General features: G+C 72.4%; 22 protein-coding genes. 12 read left to right on the top strand and 10 right to left on the bottom strand.

Going from position 1 to position 19981, the window contains the following annotated elements; translation table 11 throughout:
• Window positions 1-63 precede the first annotated feature (63 nt).
• From dapD to G515_RS0104125, 3 genes are read left to right on the top strand one after another with little or no spacing between them, the layout of a single operon-like run.
• A complete protein-coding gene (gene dapD, locus G515_RS0104115) occupies window positions 64-996 on the top strand; it encodes a 2,3,4,5-tetrahydropyridine-2,6-dicarboxylate N-succinyltransferase (RefSeq protein ID WP_028659129.1) in 933 nt (310 codons plus the stop codon).
• A 57-nt stretch (window positions 997-1053) separates the two neighbouring features.
• Window positions 1054-1899 carry a hypothetical protein gene (locus tag G515_RS0104120; RefSeq protein WP_036553871.1) on the top strand — a complete coding sequence of 282 codons (846 nt, stop codon included), beginning with the start codon at window positions 1054-1056 and terminating at the stop codon, window positions 1897-1899.
• A gap of 52 nt (window positions 1900-1951) precedes the next feature.
• Window positions 1952-2839, top strand: coding sequence for a VldE C-terminal domain-containing protein (locus G515_RS0104125; RefSeq protein ID WP_157570982.1), 888 nt, complete (start codon window positions 1952-1954; stop codon window positions 2837-2839).
• Window positions 2840-2999: 160 nt separating this feature from the next.
• Here G515_RS0104125 and dapC read toward each other — a convergent pair whose 3' ends face one another.
• On the bottom strand, window positions 3000-4106 hold the full coding sequence (dapC, locus tag G515_RS0104130) for a succinyldiaminopimelate transaminase (protein ID WP_028659132.1): 1107 nt from the start codon (window positions 4104-4106) through the stop codon (window positions 3000-3002).
• Between the two features lie 8 nt (window positions 4107-4114).
• On the bottom strand, window positions 4115-4438 hold the full coding sequence (gene fdxA / locus G515_RS0104135) for a ferredoxin (protein ID WP_028659133.1): 324 nt from the start codon (window positions 4436-4438) through the stop codon (window positions 4115-4117).
• A gap of 54 nt (window positions 4439-4492) precedes the next feature.
• Here fdxA and G515_RS0104140 point away from each other — a divergent pair, with 54 nt between their 5' ends.
• On the top strand, window positions 4493-5524 hold the full coding sequence (locus G515_RS0104140) for a GNAT family N-acetyltransferase (protein WP_028659134.1): 1032 nt from the start codon (window positions 4493-4495) through the stop codon (window positions 5522-5524).
• Window positions 5525-5555: 31 nt separating this feature from the next.
• Here G515_RS0104140 and G515_RS0104145 read toward each other — a convergent pair whose 3' ends face one another.
• The 4 genes from G515_RS0104145 to G515_RS22980 form a co-directional block, all read right to left on the bottom strand.
• A complete protein-coding gene (locus tag G515_RS0104145) occupies window positions 5556-7409 on the bottom strand; it encodes a VanW family protein (protein ID WP_157570983.1) in 1854 nt (617 codons plus the stop codon).
• 60 nt (window positions 7410-7469) lie between these two features.
• Complete coding sequence (locus tag G515_RS22470; protein WP_342662831.1) at window positions 7470-7844, bottom strand: DUF6113 family protein; 375 nt, start codon at window positions 7842-7844, stop codon at window positions 7470-7472.
• Entirely contained in the window at window positions 7845-8771 is a 927-nt protein-coding gene (gene mshB / locus G515_RS0104155) for an N-acetyl-1-D-myo-inositol-2-amino-2-deoxy-alpha-D-glucopyranoside deacetylase (RefSeq protein WP_028659136.1), read from the bottom strand.
• A gap of 74 nt (window positions 8772-8845) precedes the next feature.
• Window positions 8846-9583: a (deoxy)nucleoside triphosphate pyrophosphohydrolase gene (locus G515_RS22980; protein WP_084653037.1), complete on the bottom strand. Its 738-nt coding sequence runs from the start codon at window positions 9581-9583 to the stop codon at window positions 8846-8848.
• A 62-nt stretch (window positions 9584-9645) separates the two neighbouring features.
• On the opposite strand from G515_RS22980, the gene G515_RS0104165 reads away from it, so the two are divergent.
• Genes G515_RS0104165 through G515_RS0104175 form a run of 3 tightly spaced genes read left to right on the top strand, consistent with a single transcriptional unit; the run spans window position 9646 to window position 11296 of the window.
• Entirely contained in the window at window positions 9646-10683 is a 1038-nt protein-coding gene (locus tag G515_RS0104165; RefSeq protein ID WP_028659137.1) for a hypothetical protein, read from the top strand.
• Complete coding sequence (locus G515_RS0104170) at window positions 10680-10973, top strand: DMT family transporter (protein WP_245565193.1); 294 nt, start codon at window positions 10680-10682, stop codon at window positions 10971-10973. Before G515_RS0104165 ends, G515_RS0104170 begins: the two co-directional genes overlap by 4 nt.
• On the top strand, window positions 10970-11296 hold the full coding sequence (locus G515_RS0104175; protein WP_028659139.1) for a DMT family transporter: 327 nt from the start codon (window positions 10970-10972) through the stop codon (window positions 11294-11296). The genes G515_RS0104170 and G515_RS0104175 overlap by 4 nt, the downstream gene beginning before the upstream one ends.
• Window positions 11297-11387: 91 nt before the next feature.
• On the opposite strand, the gene G515_RS0104180 is transcribed toward G515_RS0104175, so the two are convergent.
• Complete coding sequence (locus G515_RS0104180) at window positions 11388-12203, bottom strand: thioesterase family protein (protein WP_028659140.1); 816 nt, start codon at window positions 12201-12203, stop codon at window positions 11388-11390.
• 220 nt (window positions 12204-12423) lie between these two features.
• Here G515_RS0104180 and G515_RS23720 point away from each other — a divergent pair, with 220 nt between their 5' ends.
• The 3 genes from G515_RS23720 (at window position 12424) to G515_RS0104195 (ending at window position 15158) form a co-directional block, all read left to right on the top strand.
• Window positions 12424-13071: an SRPBCC family protein gene (locus G515_RS23720; RefSeq protein ID WP_028659141.1), complete on the top strand. Its 648-nt coding sequence runs from the start codon at window positions 12424-12426 to the stop codon at window positions 13069-13071.
• A 1-nt stretch (window position 13072) separates the two neighbouring features.
• On the top strand, window positions 13073-13489 hold the full coding sequence (locus G515_RS23725) for an ArsR/SmtB family transcription factor (RefSeq protein WP_036553877.1): 417 nt from the start codon (window positions 13073-13075) through the stop codon (window positions 13487-13489).
• Between the two features lie 91 nt (window positions 13490-13580).
• Entirely contained in the window at window positions 13581-15158 is a 1578-nt protein-coding gene (locus G515_RS0104195) for a cation:proton antiporter family protein (protein WP_028659142.1), read from the top strand.
• A gap of 68 nt (window positions 15159-15226) precedes the next feature.
• Here the strand turns inward: G515_RS0104195 and G515_RS19440 are convergent, their stop codons facing one another.
• Complete coding sequence (locus tag G515_RS19440; protein WP_036553881.1) at window positions 15227-15685, bottom strand: methyltransferase family protein; 459 nt, start codon at window positions 15683-15685, stop codon at window positions 15227-15229.
• A gap of 135 nt (window positions 15686-15820) precedes the next feature.
• Here G515_RS19440 and G515_RS0104205 point away from each other — a divergent pair, with 135 nt between their 5' ends.
• Window positions 15821-16459 carry a LysE family translocator gene (locus tag G515_RS0104205; RefSeq protein WP_028659143.1) on the top strand — a complete coding sequence of 213 codons (639 nt, stop codon included), beginning with the start codon at window positions 15821-15823 and terminating at the stop codon, window positions 16457-16459.
• A 34-nt stretch (window positions 16460-16493) separates the two neighbouring features.
• On the opposite strand, the gene G515_RS0104210 is transcribed toward G515_RS0104205, so the two are convergent.
• The gene (locus G515_RS0104210) at window positions 16494-16952 is read right to left on the bottom strand and encodes an SRPBCC family protein (protein WP_211220928.1); all 459 of its coding nucleotides are present in this window, start codon (window positions 16950-16952) and stop codon (window positions 16494-16496) included.
• 80 nt (window positions 16953-17032) lie between these two features.
• On the opposite strand from G515_RS0104210, the gene G515_RS0104215 reads away from it, so the two are divergent.
• Window positions 17033-18748 (top strand): cation:proton antiporter, encoded by a 1716-nt coding sequence (locus G515_RS0104215; protein ID WP_028659145.1) that lies wholly within the window; start codon window positions 17033-17035, stop codon window positions 18746-18748.
• Between the two features lie 72 nt (window positions 18749-18820).
• Here the strand turns inward: G515_RS0104215 and G515_RS0104220 are convergent, their stop codons facing one another.
• On the bottom strand, window positions 18821-19933 hold the full coding sequence (locus G515_RS0104220; protein ID WP_028659146.1) for a 5-methyltetrahydropteroyltriglutamate--homocysteine S-methyltransferase: 1113 nt from the start codon (window positions 19931-19933) through the stop codon (window positions 18821-18823).
• Window positions 19934-19981 lie beyond the last annotated feature (48 nt).

Consider the following 19981-nt stretch of genomic DNA (forward strand, 5'->3'; position numbering starts at 1 on the left):
GGCGGCTGACTCGACGGCCGCCCGCTTCGACCGGTGCGGGAAGGTCTCCTAGACTCGGTCGGCGTGACTGCCGCATGGGGCTTCGGCCTGACGACGTACGCCGCTGACAACACCGTCCTGGACGTGTGGTTCCCCGAGCCCGCGCTCGGCGAGAAGCCCGCCGAGGCCACCGCCCCGGCCGAGCTGACCACCCTCGAGAGCACCGATGAGGCCCGCCGGGTCCGGACCGTCGTCGAACTGGTCGAGGCCGATCTGGACTCCGCCCCGGCCACCACCCAGGACGTGTGGCTGCGCCTACACCTGCTCTCGCACCGTCTGGTCGCCCCCCACGGGCAGAACCTGGAGGGCGTCTTCGGCCTGCTCACCAACGTCGTGTGGACCTCGGCCGGCCCCTGCGCGGTGGCCGGCTTCGAGCTGACCCGAGCCCGACTGAAGGCCGAGGGCCGGCACGTCACCGTCTTCGGGATCGACAAGTTCCCCCGCCTGGTCGACTACGTGACCCCGGCCGGCGTACGCATCGCCGATGCCGACCGGGTCCGGCTCGGCGCCCACCTCGCCGAGGGCACCACCGTGATGCACGAGGGCTTCGTCAACTTCAACGCCGGCACCCTGGGCGCCTCGATGGTCGAGGGCCGGATCTCGGCCGGCGTGGTGGTGGGCGACGGCTCCGACGTCGGCGGCGGCGCCTCGATCATGGGCACCCTGTCCGGGGGTGGCAAGCAGGTGATCTCGATCGGCGAGCGCTGCCTGCTCGGAGCCAACGCCGGGATCGGCATCTCGCTCGGCGACGACTGCGTGGTCGAGGCCGGCTGCTACGTCACGGCCGGCACCCGGGTCACGGTACTCACCGACGAGGCACCCCAGGTGGTCAAGGCCGCGCAGCTCTCCGGCGCATCCAACGTGCTCTTCCGCCGCAACTCCGTCTCCGGCGCGATCGAGGCGCTCGCCTGGAAGAGCGAGGGCGTCGCGCTCAACGCCGCCCTGCACGCCAACTGAGCACGCCCCCACCCACCTGACCACCAGCTGACCTCCGGCCACCGCCCCTCCCCGACGATGAAGCGACTCCTGGCTGCCGTCGTCCTCATCGGGGTGGTGGCCGCGGTGGCGGTGGCGGCCTGGCGCCAGCTGGGCGGGCAGCCGACGGTACCGCGGTCACAGACCTGCACCGCCGTGGTCGGCGACCTCGCCGCCCGGCTGGACCTCGACCAGTCCGGGAACGCCGCCCTCATCGTGGCGCTGTCGGTACGCCGCGGACTGCCCGCCCGGGCCGGCACGATCGCCCTGGCCACGGCGATGCAGGAGTCGAAGCTGTACAACATCGACTACGGCGACCGTGACTCGCTCGGGCTCTTCCAGCAGCGCCCATCGCAGGGCTGGGGCACCCCGGCGCAGGTGCGGGACCCGGTCCACGCCACCGAACGGTTCTACGACGGGCTGGTGACGGTCGGCGGCTACGAGTCGATGCCGATCACCGACGCGGCGCAGGCCGTGCAGCGCTCGGCCTATCCCGAGGCCTACGCCCAGCACGAGAGCGCCGCACGTGCGCTGGCCTCGGCGCTGAGCGGTCAGTCGCCGCGGGCGCTGACCTGCGAGCTCGACCCGCCGGCGGAGGGCCACCCGGCCGAGGTACGTCGGGATCTGGAGACCGCCTTCGGGGCGACGATCGGCACGCCCGTCGTCCGCGGCCGCAGCGTCACGGCGGCGGTCGGCACGCCGGATCACGGCTGGGCGATGGCCCACTACTTGATCGCCCGGGCCGAGCGGCTCGGGATCAGCCGGGTCGCCTATCACGGCTGGGCCTGGTCGGCGGCGGACTCCCCCGAGGGGTGGGTCCGCACCGAGGACACCGTCCGCGGCCGGCTGAGCGCCACCGTGGCGGGGCCGGCGCCGAGCGCGTGAGAGCAGGCGATATCCACCCCTCGCCCTTGGAGACGCCCGGCAGGATGTGGAGGTGAGCGCGCGTCCCGTGGTTGTGGTGGTCGCGGCGCTCGCCCTGGTCGCGGGACTGCTCGTGGGCGGCTTCCTGATCGTCCGCCAGCTGGACCCGACCGCGGATCGGACCTGCGAGGCCACCGTGGAGGATCACACCACCACGCTCGACCTCGAGGAGGGTGCGGGCGCCGGCCTGGTGGCAGCTGTCTCGGTCGGCGAGCGACTGCCGGCCCGGGCCGCCACGATCGCCCTCACCGTCGCACTCACCGACGAGGACCTCGCCGAGCTCCCCGGTGGCGCGCTCGCCTGGGCCCGGGACTTCTACCCGCGCCTGAGTGCGGTGCAGGGCTACCGGGAGCTCGACGTACCCGAGGCCGCGGCCGCGGTGACCGGTGACTCCCCCGACCGGTATGCCGACCAGGAGTCCGACGCGCGGGCGCTGGCCTCCGCGCTGACCGGCCAGTCGCCGGAGGCGTTCACCTGCGACACCCGCGCCGACTTCCCCGAGGCCAGCGACGAACTGAACGACAACGGCCTGGTCCCGCGTGCCCAGGCCGTGCTGGACGACGTCCAGGAGGTGATCGGCGACATCCCGGCGGGAGGGTTCGCCCCGGAGGGGGTGGCGACCGGCCACATCGAGGGGTCGGCCCACTACGAGGGCCGCGCCGTCGACCTGTTCTTCCGCCCGGTCACCCCGGCCAACCAGCGGCACGGCTGGGCGGTGGCGCACTACCTGGTCAGCCAGACCGAGCGTCTGAAGGTGGCGACGGTGATCTTCGACGACCGGATCTGGAGCAGCGGGTCCCGCTCCGGTCAGGGCTGGCGCGACTACGAGGCACCCGATGGTCCGGGCGATCGCGCCATCCTCGAGCATCGCGATCACGTGCACGTCGACGTGGCCGACTGACCGGTCCGGGGACCGCGCGGCCGCTGGGCCCGATCCTCGCGGACCGGAGCTGCGCTAAGCCACGCCCCAGGCTGATCCCCCGAGCCGAGGGTAGGTCCGCACCCGGACGCGGAATCCCCCGGCTTCGGGCCGACCCGCTCTCGGTACGCCGGCTCGAGGGTCAGGCGGTCAGCCGGGCGACGGCGGCGTCGATCCGCTCGTCGGTGGCGGTGAAGGCCACCCGCACGTGGTCGGAGCCGGCCGGCCCGTAGAAGTCGCCGGGGGCGACCAGGATGCCGAGCTCGGCCAGCCGGGCCACGGTGTCCCAGCAGTTCTCCCCGCGGGTGGACCACAGGTAGAGCGAAGCCTCGGAGTGGTCGATGCCGAACCCGGCGTGGACCAGGGCGTCGCGGAGCTTGGCCCGGCGGACGGCGTACCGCGCGTGCTGCTCGTCGGCATGCTTGTCATCGGCCAGGGCCGCCGCCATCGCGTGCTGTTGCGGGCCGGGCAGCATCAGGCCGAGGTTCTTGCGCACGGCGAGCAGCTCGCCGATCACCGCCGGGTCACCCGCGACGAAGGCACACCGGTAGCCGGCCAGGTTGGAACGCTTGGAGAGCGAGTGCACCGCCAGGATGCCCTCGTGCGAGTCGCCGCACACGCTCGGGTGCAGAACCGAGACCGGCGAGTGGTCCTGCTCCCAGGAACACTCGATGTAGCACTCGTCGGAGATCAGCAGGGTGCCGCGCTCACGGGCCCAGTCGACGACCTTCTTCAGGTGCTCGACCGGGAGGACCCGGCCGGTCGGGTTGGACGGGCTGTTGAGCCACAGGATCCGAGGCACCTCCGGACCGACCGCGGTGAGGCTGTCGGTGGCCAGGGCACGGGCCCCCGCCAGCGCCGCGCCCACCTCGTAGGTCGGGTAGGCCAGTTCGGGGTAGACGATCAGGTCGCCGGCACCGACGCCCAGATGGGTCGGCAGCGAGGCGATCAGCTCCTTCGAACCAACCACCGGGAGCACCGCGTCGGCCCCGAGGCCGGTGACGCCGTGCCGCCGGGCCAGCCAGTCGACCGCCGCCTGCCGCACCCCCGGGATCCCGACCGTGGTCGGGTAGCCCGGTGAGTCGGCGGCCTCCCGGAGGGCGACCTGGGCCACCTCCGGGGTGCCGTCGACGGGGGTGCCGACGGAGAGGTCGACGATCCCGTCAGGGTGCCGACGCGCCGTGGCGGCGTACGCCGTCAACTTGTCCCATGGGAAGTCGGGCAGACGGCTGGAGACTGGTCCTGGCATCGAGGGGGTCAGTCCTGGTTCTGCGGGGGCAGCGCGGCGATCATCGGCGCGTCGGCGTCGATCTCACCCATCTTCGCGGCTCCGCCGGGCGAACCGATCTCCTCGAAGAACACCACGTTGGCGTCGTAGTAGTCCTTCCACTCCTCCGGGGTGTCGTCCTCGTAGAAGATCGCCTCCACGGGGCAGACCGGTTCACAGGCGCCGCAGTCGACACATTCGTCGGGCTGGATGTACAGCATCCGCTTGCCTTCGTAGATGCAGTCCACCGGGCACTCGTCGACGCAGGCACGATCCTTCACGTCGACGCACGGCTGGGCGATGACATAGGTCATCTCTTGGTCCTCCTCCAGGAGTCGAGCTCGTTGGGACCAGCCTAGTATCCCGGGGTGACCGATCGCCCAAACCCCCGTCCCGCTCCACCTGGTGAGACCGAGCACGGCACTCCCACCGGGGCTCACCGCCTGGGGCCGCACGTGATCGGCCAGCGCGTCGTCGTACGCCGGATCCTGCGCGATCCCAGCGGCGGAGTGCGGCGCGGCCCCACCGGTGGCCCCGCCTTCACCGACGTCCTCGGCGTGTGCCTCGCGTGGGGTGAATCACACTGCGAGATCGCCCCGGACGACGCGGAAGTCGTGCGGATCGCCCTGGCCGACATCGTCTCCGGCAAGCCGGTGCCGCCGCGCCCGTCCGCTCGGGCGCGGGTGGGCGTGCGCGAGGCGGAGCTCCACACGGCGTCGCTGTGGCCGCACCTGCAGGTCGAAGGACTGGGTGAGTGGCAGCTCCGGCTCGACCCCGCCCCTGTCGGCCGGCCCCTCAAGCGGGCGAACTCCTGCCTCGCGATCGGTGACCCCGGTCTACCCCTCACCGAGGCGCTGCTCCGGGTGGTCGACCACTACGCGGCCCACGGTCGACCCGCGCTGGTGCAGGCCGAGCGGTCCGAGGACGGCACCCCGACCGAACTCGAGAGTGCCCTCGAGGCGGCCGGCTGGGAGCGCGTCCCGGGCGGCGACAACGACTTCCTGCTGGGCTCCCTCGCCCGGGCACGGCGGCTGGTCTCCCGGGCCGGCGCGGACTCCTCGGCGACCCCGGTCGCTCCTCGCGAGCGGTGGGAGATCGACGGCGACCACGCAGTGCTCATCCTGGGCGCCCGGGCTCCCTACGACGGCGACGACTGGGTGATCGCGCGCGCTGCCCTGGACGGTGTCTGGCTGGGGCTGCACGGCCTCGCCGTCGCCGCCGAACACCGGCGTCGCGGACTCGGCCGGCTGGCCCTGGCAGGGCTGCTGGAGTGGGGAGCGGAGCAGGGTGCGCGCACGGTGTGGCTCCACGTGGAGCCGGACAACCTCGCGGCGTACCGGCTCTACGAGCAGGCCGGGATGCAGCGCCACCACTCGTGCTCCTACTGGCGGCCGGCCTGATCCGGCACCCTCCCCGGCCCGCGCGACGAGGTCAGCCGGTGGCCGGCCGCCCGGCACCGGCCTGCTGACCGGGCTGACGTGGCTGCTGCGGCTGCGCCGGCGGCTTCGGGGTGGTGCGACACTCCACACTGTCGGAGGCGGTGTAGGCGGTGTGGAAGACCTCCCGATCCACCACCGCGTCAGAGCCCGGTTTGCGGAAGACCCGGGTGACATCGATGTCGAATCCGCTCCAGCCGGTGTGCGGCTCGCAGGCCGGATCGTCCCAGATCACGCGGGTGGCCGGGGAGCGGTAGTTGTAACGCTCACCGGTGACCGACTCGATGTCCCAGGTCTTGGTTGAGTAGAGCGACACCGTGACCGCTCCCTCCCGGGAGTAGGTCGAGGGGACCACCTCGGTGTCCACCAGGACGCCGTGGTCGGTGTTGTTCTTGAAGCGCAGGTCGAGGGCGCCCCACACCACCGTCGCCTCCCGACCGACCGGGTAACGATCGATGTAGAAGGAGTGCGGCTTGTGCTCGACGTCCTCGAGGCCGGCGAAGAACATCGCGTTGAACAGGGTGGTCGCCATCTGGGAGACACCACCGCCGAGATCCTGCTTGAGCACACCGTCGCTGATGACGTAGCCGGCCGTGAAACCGTTGTCGAGGGTGCGCTCGCCGACGATGTCGTTCATCGAGAAGGTCTCGCCCGGCTGGAGCACCGTGCCGTCGACGAGCTCGGCCGCCCGACCGATGTTGACGTTGCGATACTCGGCATGGGGGTAATGGGTGGTGAACGTCGAGACCCGGCGGTTGATCCCCAGCTTGCGGGCCTCGGCGGTGGTGACGTCGGGCTCGGCCACGGTGCTGGGCACCTTCATCCGGCGCTGGCCCTCCGGCTTGACCACCAGGGCGAGGAAGGACTCCTCGATGTCGGCAGGGCTGTAGGTCACGCCCGGCTTCGCGGGGACGACCTTCGGCTTGCCGTCGACCAGTCGGACCGTGGCGTCCACGGCCTGGGAGGCGTCGCCGGAGACCGCGTCGTCCACCAGCTTGCGCAGCCGCTCCGATCGCAGGGTGGGCACGAGTGCGCCGTCCTCGGCTGTCATCGCGAGCGCCGCGGAGTAGTCGGCGGGGCTCAGCGTGACCGGAGACTTGCCGAACACGAGGGTGACCGGTGCGGTCATCGCAGGGTTGGCGAAGGTACGACGCGCCTCGTCCACGTCGGCCGCATCGATGTCGGGCGCCACCTCGTGCTGCTCGACCTCGACCGTGCGCTCCTCGCCCTCGGCGAGGTAGCCGCCCACCAGGGCGTCACGCAGTTGCTCGGTCTCGACCCCCCGGCCCAGCTCGGGCTCGGTGGTCACCACCCCGCGGGAGGTGAAGGTGATCGAACCGTCGACGGGCGCCGTCCCGGCCTGCTTCTCCACCTTGGCGGCGATCGCGTCGAGGGCGCCCTGATCGACGCTGACCACGGCCTCCACGCCGGTGCCTCCGGTGTAGTGCTCCCACAACCGGCGCGGATCCCAGCTGTGCTCACCGCCGGCCTGGGCGACGGTCGCGGCGTAGTCGATCTGCAGGCCCGCCTCGGCGGGATCGACGACCACCCGGCGCTCGCCGACCACGATGGTCACCGGCTGCTCCAGCCGATCACCGAGCTCGCTCTCGAGGGTCTTCTCCGCCTGGGCGGAGGTCTGGTCGCCGATGTCGACACCTGCCACCTCGGTGCCGTGCGGCAGCTCGTCACCGGCGAGGTAGTAGGCCGCCGCCCAGCCGCCACCGACCAGGACGGCGAGCGCGACCACGACAGCGATCACGGTCCACCCGCCGGCGCGCTCCTTGCGCACAGGGGCGTCGCTCGGCTCGGGGCTGGACCCGGGAGGGGTGCCGGGTGTCGACTTGCTCACCTCACGAGGGTAAGAGACGGCACCGACAACCTCGTACTCTTGACCAACCCGAGGACGCCGTCAGGAGCGCTCGGCCGGCACTCGTGAGCCTCCCGGGCGGGGCAGGGTGCCGATGGTCACGATGATCACGAGCAGTCCGGTCGCGAGGTAGGCGTAGCCGAGCAGGTCCCCGCTGACCAGGAAGTCACCCTCGGGCCGCGGTGCGACGAAGAACACCAGCGTGCCCACCCACCCGGCTCCGAACGCCACCCGCGGCCACCCCGCTGGTGCGACCCGGAGCATCAGCCCCGTGACGAGGGCCCCCAGCGCGAACCCCCACCACAGCGAGTGCAGGACCGCCGTCGCGAGCCCGACCCCCACGCCGACCGGCAGCAGCCCGAGGGCCACGGCCATGCGCGGGACCGTGCGCGCGGATGGCGTCGCCCCGGCCGGCACTCAGGGCCGATCCGGGGCCAGACCCGCGAACAGGTCGGTCTCGAGACCGTGCTCCCCCTGCGGTCCGGGCGCACCCTTGGCCAGGCGGTAGTGCTCGACGCCCCAGATGGTGTTGCCGAGGTTGTTGGAGAGCGCGAAGAACGGACCGTCCACCGTGATCTGCGTGGGATAGGCCCGCATCGCGTCCATCTTGAGCTCGGCGAACGGCGTCGCGTCGATCTCGGCGGCGAGATCGGCGTCGGGGCTCGCCATCGGGATCCGGCCCTCGGGGTCCATCCCCTCGAAGGTGGTCTCGTCGCCGGCCGCCCGCAGCTCGCGCAGGCCTGCGCGCATCCGGCTCTCCGACATCGCGGTCCAGTAGATCTTGGCGATGTCCCAGGGCTCACCGAGCTCGCGACGGTAGGACGGCACCGCGGCCAGCTGGGCGGCGTACATCGCCACTCGGTGAGCCTGGATGTGGTCGGGGTGGCCGTAGTGACCGAACTGGTCGTAGGTGACGAGCACCTGCGGCCGGACCTCGCGGATGATCGTGACCAGGTGGTCGGCCGCCTCGGTGAGATCGGCGTACCAGAAGGCGTTGTCGTGGATCGTGTCGGCCGCGATGGCGTGGCCGTCGGCGTGCCACTGCATGCCGGAGTCGCGGTAGGTGCCGAAGCCGCCGAGCCAGCGGTGGTCGGTGACGCCCAACTCCTTCATCGCCGCGGCGATCTCGCCCCGCCGGTGCTCCCCGAGCGCGTCCTCCTGGTCGGCGGCCAGGTGGGCCAGCTCGGGCACCAGGATCTCGCCCATCTCGCCCGCGGTGCAGGTGACCAGGGTGACCCCGGTGCCTTCGGCGATGTATTTCGCCATGGTGGCGCCGTTGGCGATGGTCTCGTCATCGGGGTGGGCGTGGACGAGCAACAGTCGCTGGGCGGGCCGTTCGGTCATGGGCTCCAGGGTACGGCGGTGCCGCGGCCCCGGGACGGTCGGGCCGGGCGGTGGCCGAGGCTCCTGCCTGCGCCTTACCCGTGCGGTCGCTTGATCCGCCGCGGCGCCTCGGGCAGGTCGAGCGGTGCTGGGGCCGAACGGGCGGGCTCCCCGGCGGCGTCACCACTCCGGTCCACGCTCCGATCACCGGTCAGATCGTCGGTGCGGTCGGTGGGCGCGTCGCCGGGGTCCAGCCAACCGTCGTACTCCTCGATGAGGAGTTCGACCGTGATCGCGGGAGCATCGGTGAGCACCGCCCAGGGGTGGTCCTCCTCGTCGTCCTCACCGGCCAGTCGCTCACGCACCAGGTGCGCGGTCCAGCCCTCCCGGTCGAGCCGCCGCCGCACGGCCTCGGCGTCCTCCTGGTCGAAGAGGACCGCCCGGAGCATCGGGGGTTCGAGAGCGGCCGCGACCTGCGCGAGGAACGGCAGGTCGGCATCGGCCCACGGCACGGTGTCGAGTTCCTCGGCGCCGAGCCAGCGGAGGTCGTCGTGCTCGGTGGCGACCGGCTCTCCGTCGACCAGCCGGGCGAGCGCCACGGCGAGCACGTGCTCGTCGTCCACGCGGACGCGCGGACCGAGCCACTCGGTCACCCGGACGGTGACCCCCAGCTCCTCCCCCAACTCCCGGATCAGCGCGGCGTCGGCCTCCTCCCCCGGCTCGACCTTGCCGCCCGGGAACTCCCAACGCCCGGCCATCGCGACCGGCCGGGTGCGCCTGGCCGCCAGCACGCGTCCGGCCCGCAGGATCGCCGCGCCCACCACCAACCTCATGTGCCGAGGGTACGAGGTCGATCACCCGTCACGGTCACGGTCCCGCGGCTAGGTTGATCGGCATGGAGGAGTACGCCGGTCCCGCGGTGGTGCTCGACCCCGAGGATCGAGTCCCGGTCACCGCGCTACAGCGAGCGTGCCCCCGCACGGGGCTCGAGGGAGTACGGCAGGACCTGCACCGTCGGCTGCACCGGAGCGTGGCGCCCGGCCTGCTCGTCCGACGCGCGCTGCGCTGGGACGCCGCCGATCAGGCCGACCGCCGCTGGTGGCCGCAGGGCATCACCTCCATCGACGACCTCCTCCTGGTCTCGTGGTACGCCAAGACCGGCGAGGGGGTGCGGATCAGCGTGGTCGACCCGGCCACCCGGCGCTACCGGCACGTGCTCCTGGTCGAGCCGGTCACCGAGGACGGCCGGCTCGAGCTCCGCCCCGTCCGGATCCATGCGGGCGGGCTGGCCTGGACGCCGCCGTACCTCCAGGTCGCGGCGACCGCCCGGGGGCTGGTGAGCGCACGACCGGCCGATCTGGTCCGGGTGCCCGACGCGCTGCGCTCGCGCTGGGAGATCGCAGGACACCGCTATCTGCTCCCGGTCGCCCGAAGCGTCCGTGGGGTCGCCGCGAGGGACGCGGACCGGCTGCGGTTCTCCTTCCTGGGGCTGGACCGGGAGGTGGGGCCGGCCGAGCTCGTGGTCGGCGAGTACGGCGGCGGGGCGATGTCGCGGCGGGTGGCCCGCTTCCCCCTCGACCCGGCCACCGGCCTGCCGGTGAGCGGCCCCGACGGACTCGCCCGCCCGCGCAGCGTGGAGTTGCCGGGGCCGCTGCGGATGCAGGGCATCGCGGTGACCCCGGAGGGTCTTGCCGTGACCACATCCCACGGTCTGCGCCCCGGCACGCTGTGGACGAGCGCGACCGGCAGAATCGAGGCCCTGCGCCCGTATCGATGGGCCACCCCGCCGGGCCCCGAGGACCTGCACTGGAAGGACGGACTGCTGTGGACCGCGACCGAGCATCCGCACCTGCGTTGGATCGTCGGGCTCGTCCCGCCCGGCCGCCGATGGTCCTGTGGGGCCTGCTCTGCGCCGCGATCGTCTCGGAGGTGACCGCCTCGCTCGCCCTCAAGGCGGCCCTCGACCACCCGTCCTGGTACCTCGTGGTCGCGGCCGGCTACGTGGGTGCGTTCGCGCTGCTGGCCCTGGTGCTGCGTGCGGGCATGCCCCTGGGCGTCGCCTACGGGATCTGGGGCGCCCTCGGGGTCGCCTGCACCGCCGTGGGCGCGACCCTGGTCTTCGGAGAGTCGCTCACCGCCACCATGCTGGCCGGCATCGTGCTGGTGATGGCCGGCGTCCTCCTGGTGGAGTTCGGACGCCAGAAGGGACAGGTGCGGCGGTGACCGCGGCCCTGCTCCTGGCCGGAGCCATCCTCAGCGAGGTCGGCGCGACCCTCGGTCTGCGGATGGCCGCCCTGCGCCGGCCGCGGTGGTACACCGTGGTGGTGGTCGGTTACCTGACGGCCTTCACCCTCCTCGCCCTCACCCTCCATGCGGGGATGCCGCTCGGTGTGGCGTACGGCGTCTGGGCCGCCACCGGCGTCGCCCTGACCACCCTGGCGAGCCGGGCCCTGTTCGGTGAACCGGTGACCGGTGTGATGGCTGCTGGCATCGCCCTGATCGTCGGTGGAGTGCTCCTCATCGAGTTCGGCGCTGCCGCCGCCTGAGTGGGCCGGCCCCGCGCCCGCCTCCCCGTCGAGGACGGATCGGCCTCGCTCCCCTTCCCGGAGGTCGGGGCGGCGCGGCGTACGGCGCGGGCTACTGCGGCCGCGGCTGGCGGGCGAGCTGGCGGCTCTGCGCGACCAGCCGGCCGGCGGAGTCCCAGACCTCGGCGTCCTCCTCGAACATCCCGCCGGCGACGTTGCGGGTCGAGTGGCGCACCTTCAGCCAGCCGGGGGCAGGCTTGGCACGCACGTGCACGGTCAGTTCCATCGTCGGCGCCCAGCCCGGCATGCCCAGGTCGAAGGTCACCGGGGGCAGCAGGTCCACGACGCTGAGCAGGCTGATCACGTCGGGCTCTCGGCCGTCGGCGAGCCGGAACCAGCCGGCGAACTCGCCCCGCCCCGTCGGCTCGCCCTGAAGCCAGCCCATCTGCTCGGGAGGGAAGCGCAGCTCGAACCGGTCGGACATCGACGGCTGATCGGGGTCGGGGGTGACCAGTCGCCGCGCGGCGCACTCCTCCACCGGCGGGAGGGAGAACTCCTCGGCAGTGGTGCGGACGTCGCTCCCGAGGGTGTCCAGGTCGCCGTAGCTGGCCAGGGCGGTGATCCGCGGCCCCGCCGCCTCGCCGTCGCCCTGCCACAGTTCGGCGGCGACCGTCGCGACCGAGCCGCCGCGACGGCGTACGTTCGTCGAGACGGTCGCCGGCCCCGGCGTGCCTGGGCCGAGGTAGTAGGCGCTGATCGAGATCGGGTCCGGCTTGTCCGGCACCTCCTGCCGGATCGCATTGCCGATCACGGCGAGGAGGTACCCCCCGTTGAGCCCCCCGCCCACGCTCCACCCGGGAGAGAGGTCGGCGGCATAGAGACCCTCACCCTTGGAGGTCGAAGCGATCTGCGCGTCGTACTCGGCCATGGCAGCAACTTAGCGCTCGTTCAGTGACCCGGGACCACCTGACCGGAATCCGATCACCTCGCGTCGCCGACCGCGCCCGGTGCGACCGGGTGGTCTCGGCCACGACCCGCCCCTCCGAGTCACGCGCCATCGATTTCCCGACCGCCGACGGGACGAGGTGGCGTTGCGAACGGGTCGCGCCCGACGTAGGTTATAAGTATCTACTTATAGAGGAGACGTCATGACCACCACCGACCCCGTCGCCGCTGCCGGACTCGTGACCCGCGAGATCCACACCGGAAGCCGCGAGGACCAGACCACCCGCGTGCTCGTGGCACGCCGTACCTACCCGGCCGCCCAGGCCGACCTCTGGAGCGCCCTCACCGAGGCCGAGCGGATCCCGCGTTGGTTCCTGCCGGTCAGCGGCGACCTGGAGGTCGGCGGCCGCTATCAGTTCGAGGGCAACGCGGGCGGCGTCGTGGAGCGGTGCGTGCAGCCGGACTCCTTCGCGGTCACCTGGGAGTTCGGCGGCCAGGTGTCCTGGCTCGAGATCCGACTGCACCCCGACGGGCCGGATGTCACCACGCTCGAACTCGTGCACGAGGCCGTCGTCGACCCCGACTTCTGGGCGCAGTTCGGCCCGGGAGCCGTCGGGGTGGGATGGGACGGAGCACTGCGCGGCCTCGGGCTCCACCTGGAGAGTGGCGCCGCCCTGGACGCCGCCGAGGTCGAGGCCTGGACGCTCTCCCCCGACGGCGTCGCCTTCACCCGGGCTGCGGCGACCGGTTGGGGTGAGGCCGCGATCGCGGACGGCGACGACACCACCGCCGCCCGCGAGGCCGCCGAGCGCACCCTCGCCTTCTACACCACGCCGCCCACCGAGGAGTGAGGTGTCCTCCCCCGGCGAGGTGTTCGCGGCACTGGGCGACCCGGTACGCCGCCACCTCCTCACCCTGCTCGTCCAGGGCGAGCTTTCGGCGGGCTCCCTCGTCGAGCAGGTGCGGGCCCGTCAGCCGATCTCCCAGCCGGCGGTGTCCCAGCATCTCCGGGTGTTGCGCGAGTCCGGCCTCGTGACGGTCCGCACCGACGGTTCCCGGCGGATCTACGCCCTGGACCCGGCCGGCATCCGGGCCGCGGGCGCCTGGCTGGCCGCCCTGCTCGATCCGCTGGCCGGCGTCGAGCAGCCGCTGGACGCGCTCGCCACCGAGCTCGCCCGCGGTCGGCGCGCCGCCCGCCGTACGGCACACCGAACGGCTCCCGCGCCCGACACCTGGCCGCGACAGGCTCGGCCGACGACCGGCGCCTGACCGCTCCCCGGACGGGTCGGGGACACGGCCGTGCGTTCGATTAGCCTTCCCCCAGCGCCCCGGGCCGTGGGTGCTGGGGGAAGGGACGCCGATGACGACCGCCGCGATCTATCTGGTGGCGGCCTGTGCGGCCGGCGTCCTGGCCAAGGCGGTGCGGCTGCCACCGCTGGTGGGATTCCTCGTCGCCGGCTTCGCGCTGCACGCTGCGGACGTCGAGGAACTGCCGGGGCTCGAGGTGATGGCCGAGCTCGGTGTCACGCTGCTGCTCTTCGGCATCGGGCTCAAGCTGGACGTGCGCTCGCTGCTTCGCCCCGACGTCTGGTTCACGACGCTGGCCCACCTCGGCTACAGCGTGCTGATCGGCCTGGCCCTGCTGCTCGGCCTCGCCCCGCTCGGCTTCGCCGTCCTCACCGACGCCGACCTGACCGAGCTCGCCGTGCTCGCGATGGCGCTCTCCTTCTCCTCCACCGTGTTCGTGGTCAGGGTGCTCGACGACCGCCGCGACCATCTCACCCTGTACGGCCGGATCGCGATCGGCATCCTGATCATGCAGGACATCGTCGCGGTGATCTTCCTCAGCTTCACCAAGGGCCATCCGCCCACCGTGTGGGCCTTCGGGCTGGTCCTGCTGCTGCCCTTCGCCCGGCTCGCCCGCCGACTGTGGGACCACCTGCACTCGATCGAGCTCACCGCCCTCTTCGGGCTCACCATGGCGCTGGTCCCCGGCTACTGGCTCTTCGAGGAGGTGGGTCTCAAGGGTGACCTCGGTGCACTGGTGATGGGGACCCTGCTGGCCTCCCATTCGCGGGCGCCGGACCTCTCCAGGATGCTGCTCACCGCCAAGGAACTGCTGTTGGTGGCGTTCTTCGTCGGCATCGGCCTGCACGGCATCCCCTCGGCCGAGGGCCTCGCGCTCGCCTCGCTCCTGCTCGTGCTGCTCCCGCTCCAGGGCCTGGGGTACGCCGCGATGCTGTGGGTCCTCCGGCTCCGCTACCGCACCGCGGTGCTGGCCTCGCTCTCGCTCACCAACTTCTCCGAGTTCGCGCTGATCGTGACCGCGGTCGGCGCCTCCGCCGGATTCATGTCCGAGGAGTGGCTCGTCATCCTCGCCGTCAGCCTGGCCCTGAGCTTCCTCGTCGCAGCCGTGGTCAACAACCTCGCCCCGCAGATCTCCGCCTGGGTCACCCGACGCCTGCCCGACCAGGAGCCCGCGAGGCTCAAGCCGGAGGACCGGCCGATCGACCTGGGCGACGCCCGAGCCCTGGTGCTGGGGATGGGACGTGTCGGCCAGGCCACGGTCACCCAGTTGCGCGACGCCTACGGGATGAAGACGATCGGTGTGGAGCACGACTCCCCGCGTGCCGAGGACCTGCGTAACCGGGGCTTCCGGGTGGTCGAGGCCGACGCCACCGACATCGACTTCTGGCACCGGGTGCATCGCGCCCCCGACGTCGAGCTGATCGTGCTCGCAATGCCCTTCCACGGTGAGAACGTGCTGGTCGTCGAGCTCCTCCGCAAGATGGGGTTCGCCGGTGCCGTCGCCGCGATCGCGCAGCGCGACGACGAGATCGAGGAACTGAAGAAGCACGGCGCCACCGCGGTCTTCAACCTGTACGGCAGCGCCGGGCACACCCTCGCCGACGAGGCAGCCCGGGTCGCGCTCCGCTGACCACCTCCGCTGACCACCTCGGCCGGGGCCGGGTGCGGCCTCGCGCCGTGAGTGCGGCCTCCCCGACCTCAGCGGCGCCGCTGGGAGGGCGGCCCGAGCCAGCGCGGGACCGAGCTGCGGTAGTCGTCGTAGTCCTCGCCGAAGTTGGCGGTCAGCGCCTCCTCCTCGGGAGGGATCTGGAACCGGTCGAGGTAGACGACGAACGCGGCCGCCGGCAGGACCGCGACCGGCCGGCCGCGCCACACGGCATGGGCGACCAGCAGCCCGGTCATGCCGAGATACATCGGGTTGCGGGTGAACCGGAACGGCCCGGAGGTCACCAGCGTGCTGGCCCGATCGGGATGCACCGGGTCGACGGTGGTCCCGTGCCGGTAGAACTCGCGTGACCCGGCGGCCGCCACGACCACCGCAGCGCCTGCGGTGGCGGCGGCGAGCCCTGCCATCACCGCGCCCCCTCTGCGCTCCCCCGCGAGCACGCGCTGTCCGGCGAGGGCGCCGAGCACCAGGACCGGAGGTGGGACGTGCATGAACCCACGGTGCCAGCACGCTGCCCCTCGGCGCCACCGGTGGCAGAGGAGATCGCGGTCGTATCTGCGCCCGCGCCGGCGGCTCCGAGAAGCCGGGGGCCGCCGAGCCGGCGAGCGTCGACCGAGGGGGTGCCGATGGAGTCAGGAGTCCCGAGTACCGCCGTGCTCGTCGCCTTCAGCGGTGCCTCGCTCCTCGTGCTGATCGTGCCCGGCCCGTCGGTCGTCTACGTGGTCACCCGCAGCCTCGCCCAGGGACGGCGGGCCGGCCTGTGGTCGGCGCTCGGACTCGAGACCGGGGCCGCCCTGCACGTGGCCGCGGCGACCATTGGCCTGGCCGGGGTGCTCGCGGCCTCCGACCCGGCGCTGACCGCGGTCCGCTGGGCCGGGGCGGCGTACCTGGTGTGGCTGGCGGTGCGCGAGTTCTCGGCCGCCGGTCGGGTTCGCTCAGGGACGCCGGCGGCGCACGGACCGGCCCGTCCACTCCGCCTGGTCCGTGACGGGATCCTGATCGACGTCCTCAACCCCAAGACGGCGACCTTCTTCCTCGCGTTCCTGCCCCAGTTCGTCGTCCCCTCACACGGCGGCGTGGCGACCCAGTTCGCCGTCCTCGGCCTGGTCTTCGTCACCCTGGCCGGGCTGGTCGACGGTGCGTACGCCGTCCTCGCCGGCCGCTTCTCCCCGCGCGTGCGGTCCGCAGGCGGGCCCGGGCGCCACCTCGGGACCGCCGTCGGCGGGATCTACCTCGCCCTGGCGGGGGTCGCGGTCCTGGCTTGACTCAGTCGTCCCGCCGGGTCAGACCCTCAACCACTCAGCCACCCACGTGGAGCGCGAGCCTGTCGAGCGAGGCGCGGAGACGCTCGGCGGTCGTGGCTCGGGCCCGGGGGACGCGGCTCTCGTCCTGGAGGTCGGTCCAGTCGTAGGTGTGGGTCACCTCGGTGCGGGAGTCATCCAGCGGGCGCAGCTCCCAGCGCCACAGATGGCCCAACGGCTCGCCGCCGGGCTCGGCCGGGCACCAGGCGATCCGGCGCCCCTCCTCGAACTCGACCACGTGGTTGTGCCGTTCCCGCGCCTTGGTGGTCGTCATGACGAAGACATCGCCCACCGCCCGGACCCGCTGCCCCGGCTCGGCCCGGGAGAGGTTGTCGTTGCCGTCCCAGGCCGGCTGCAGCGCCGGGTCGGCGATCTGCTCGAAGATGTCAGCGGCCGGCCGCTCGATCACCCTGCTGGCCCGCGCCACCCGCTGCTCGGCTTCCATACCGGCTTCCATGCCGACAGTGTGTCACCGTCCCAGGATCGGCCGCGCGATCGCGTCGCCATACCCCTCCTCGGTCCCTAGAGTGAGGCCGCATGGAGCCGCACTTCGTCACGGTCGCTGGCGCGGGCCTGGCCATCATGATCGCAGCGGCGGTCTTCGCCCGGCGTACCGGCGTGGCGGCCCCCCTGCTGCTGGTCACCCTCGGGATCCTGGCCAGCCTGGTGCCCGGGGCGCCGACGATCGAGGTCGACCCCGAGCTCATCCTGGCCGGCGTCCTGCCGCCGCTCCTCTACTCCTCGGCGGTCGAACTCCCGGTCATCGACCTGCGCCGTAACTTCGGCCTGATCGCCTGGCTCTCGGTGGCGATGGTGATCATCTCCGCGCTGGTGATCGGGGTGGCCGTGCACTGGGTGTTCCCGGACATCCCCCTCGGACTCGCGATCGCACTGGGGGCCGTGGTGAGCCCCACCGATGCGGTCGCCGCGACCGCGGTGGGACGCCGGCTCGGGCTGCCGCCCCGGCTGATGACCGTGTTGGAGGGCGAGAGCCTGCTCAACGACGCCTCCGCGCTGGTGCTGCTGCGGACCGCGGTGGCGGGGCTGGCCGCGGCCGGCTCGTTCAGCCTCGGCCGGACCGTACTGGAGTTCGCCTGGGCGGTGGTCGGCGCCGTCGTGGTCGGTGCGCTGATCGGCTGGATCACCGCCCTGCTCCGGCGCCAACTGGACGACCCGGTGCTCAACACCACCATCTCCTTCGCGATCCCCTTCCTGGCGTACTTCCCCGCCGAGGAGGTGAACGCCTCCGGCGTCCTGGCGGTGGTGGTTGCGGGCCTGGCCACCGGGTCGCTGGGTGCCCGGTGGTTCAGCCCCCGCGACCGGGAGACCCAGGCGACCACCTGGACGACGGTCAACTTCGTGCTGGAGAGCGCCCTGTTCCTCGCCATGGGCTACCAGTTGACCGAAGTGGTGGACGCCGCCAACGCGGAGTCCGACTGGGGCACGATCGCCCGGGTGGTGGGGCTGGTGCTCGCGCTGCTGGTCGGCCTGCGGTTCCTCGGGCTGGCCTGGCCGGCGCTGAGTGAGCGGTTCGGGCGGGGCGGTCGCGGCGAGCACGTCCGCGCGCGGCTCGACCGGTTCGAGGAACACCTGGAGAACCTGGAGCCGACCGGCAAGCGCGAGGAGAACCGGGTCTCCTGGGCACGCCACCGGTTGGCCCGCGGCCGGGCCGACCTCGACTTCGAGGATCGCGAACCGATCACCGCCCGCGGCTATTTCGTCGTCGCGTGGGCGGGCATGCGCGGTGCGGTCACGGTGGCCGCCGCCCAGACCATCCCGGCCGGCACCCCGCACCGTTCCACAGTGGTCCTGATCGCCTTCCTCGTCGCGCTGGTCACCCTGGTCTTCTTCGGGCTGACCCTCCCGCTGGTGATCGCCAGGATGAATCTGCGCGCCCAGAGCAAGCAGGAGCAGCGCAACGCCGTCCTCGCCCTCACCCGGCAGGTGGGCGAGGCGGCCATCGAGTCGGTCGGGCCGGTGGAGGAGCAGACGGTGGACGGCGAGCCCCTGGACGACGCCGTACTCACCGCGATCCGGGACGGGTTCCTGCCCCGGATGCTCGGCGTCGCCCGCGAGCAGAACCGGCCGCGCCGGCACGACCTCGAGAAGCTGATGATCGTGCAGCGTCGCTACCTGGAGGCGATGCGGTCGGCGCTGTGGGTCGAGCGCAGCATCGGCGCCTACAGCTCCGGCACCTACCGCCACGTCGAGGCCACCCTGGACGCGCTGGACCAGCGGCTCGACTCGAAGTGATCGGCCCTCCAGCGGCGGGCCGCCTCGGTTCGGGCTCCCCCGACCGAGGCGCTCACCGCACCGGGTGTGGCCTCAGGACCAGACCTCGCCGGCGATCTCGACGACCGCCCGGACCTTGGCCCACTGCTGCTCCTCGGAGAGCAGGTTGCCCTCCTCGGTGGAGGCGAAGCCGCACTGGGTGCTCACCGCGAGCTGCTCCAGCGGTACGAACTTCGAGGCCTCCTCGATCCGCCGCTTCACCTCGACGGCGTTCTCCAGCTCGCCGTCCTTGGAGGTCAGCAACCCGAGTACGACGGTCTTCTCGCCGTGCGGCAGGTGCCGCAGCGGCTCGAAGCCACCGGCTCGATCGGTGTCGTACTCGAGGAAGTAGCCGTCGTAGTCGGTGCCGGCCAGCAGCGGCTCGGCGACCGGCTCGTAGCCACCCGAGGAGATCCAGGTGGAGCGGAAGTTGCCCCGGCACACGTGGGTCGTGATCACCATGTCCGCGGGCTTGTCGGCCAGGGCGCTGTTGACCAGCGCGGCGTACCGCTCGGCGAGGCCGTCGACCCGGATCCCGCGCTCGGCGGCCTTGTCGAGCTCGTCCTGCGAGCACAGGTAGGCCCACACGGTGTCGTCGAACTGCAGGTAGCGGCAGCCCTCGTCGTAGAACGCGCGGACAGCGGCGCGGTAGGCGGCGGCGAGGTCGTCGAAGAGCGCCTCGTGGTCCTCTCCGTACAGGTCGGTGCGGACGGCGTCGGCGTCGAGGCGGAAGTGCAGCACGGACGGCGAGGGGATCGAGATCTTCGGGGTGACGCCGGCGGGGACGTGGTCGCGCAGGAACCGGAAGTGCTCGAGCATCGGGTGGTCGGCCGGGAAGCCGATCTTGTCGTGCACCCGAAGCACCTGGTTCTTGGTGGCGACGCCCTGGAACTGGATCCCGTGATCGGAGTCGACCAGCTCGACGCCGTCGAGCAGGCCGAGGAAGTCGTAGTGCCACCAGGAGCGGCGGAACTCGCCGTCGGTGGCGAGCCGGAGGCCGGCCTCGGCCTGCTTGGCGATGAGTTCGGTGATGGCGGCGTCCTCGACGGCCTTGAGCCCGGCCTCATCGATGACCCCCGCGTCGCGATCGCGACGGGCCTGGTGAACGTGGTCGGGGCGGAGGAAGCTGCCGACGATGTCTGCGCGGAAGGGAGGGGAAACACTCACCGCGTCAACCTAGCAAGGCCCCGCCCGGCCGGTTCCGGGGTCCCAGGT

It is taken from the genome of Nocardioides insulae DSM 17944, from assembly GCF_000422825.1.
GTDB classification, from domain to species: domain Bacteria; phylum Actinomycetota; class Actinomycetes; order Propionibacteriales; family Nocardioidaceae; genus Nocardioides; species Nocardioides insulae.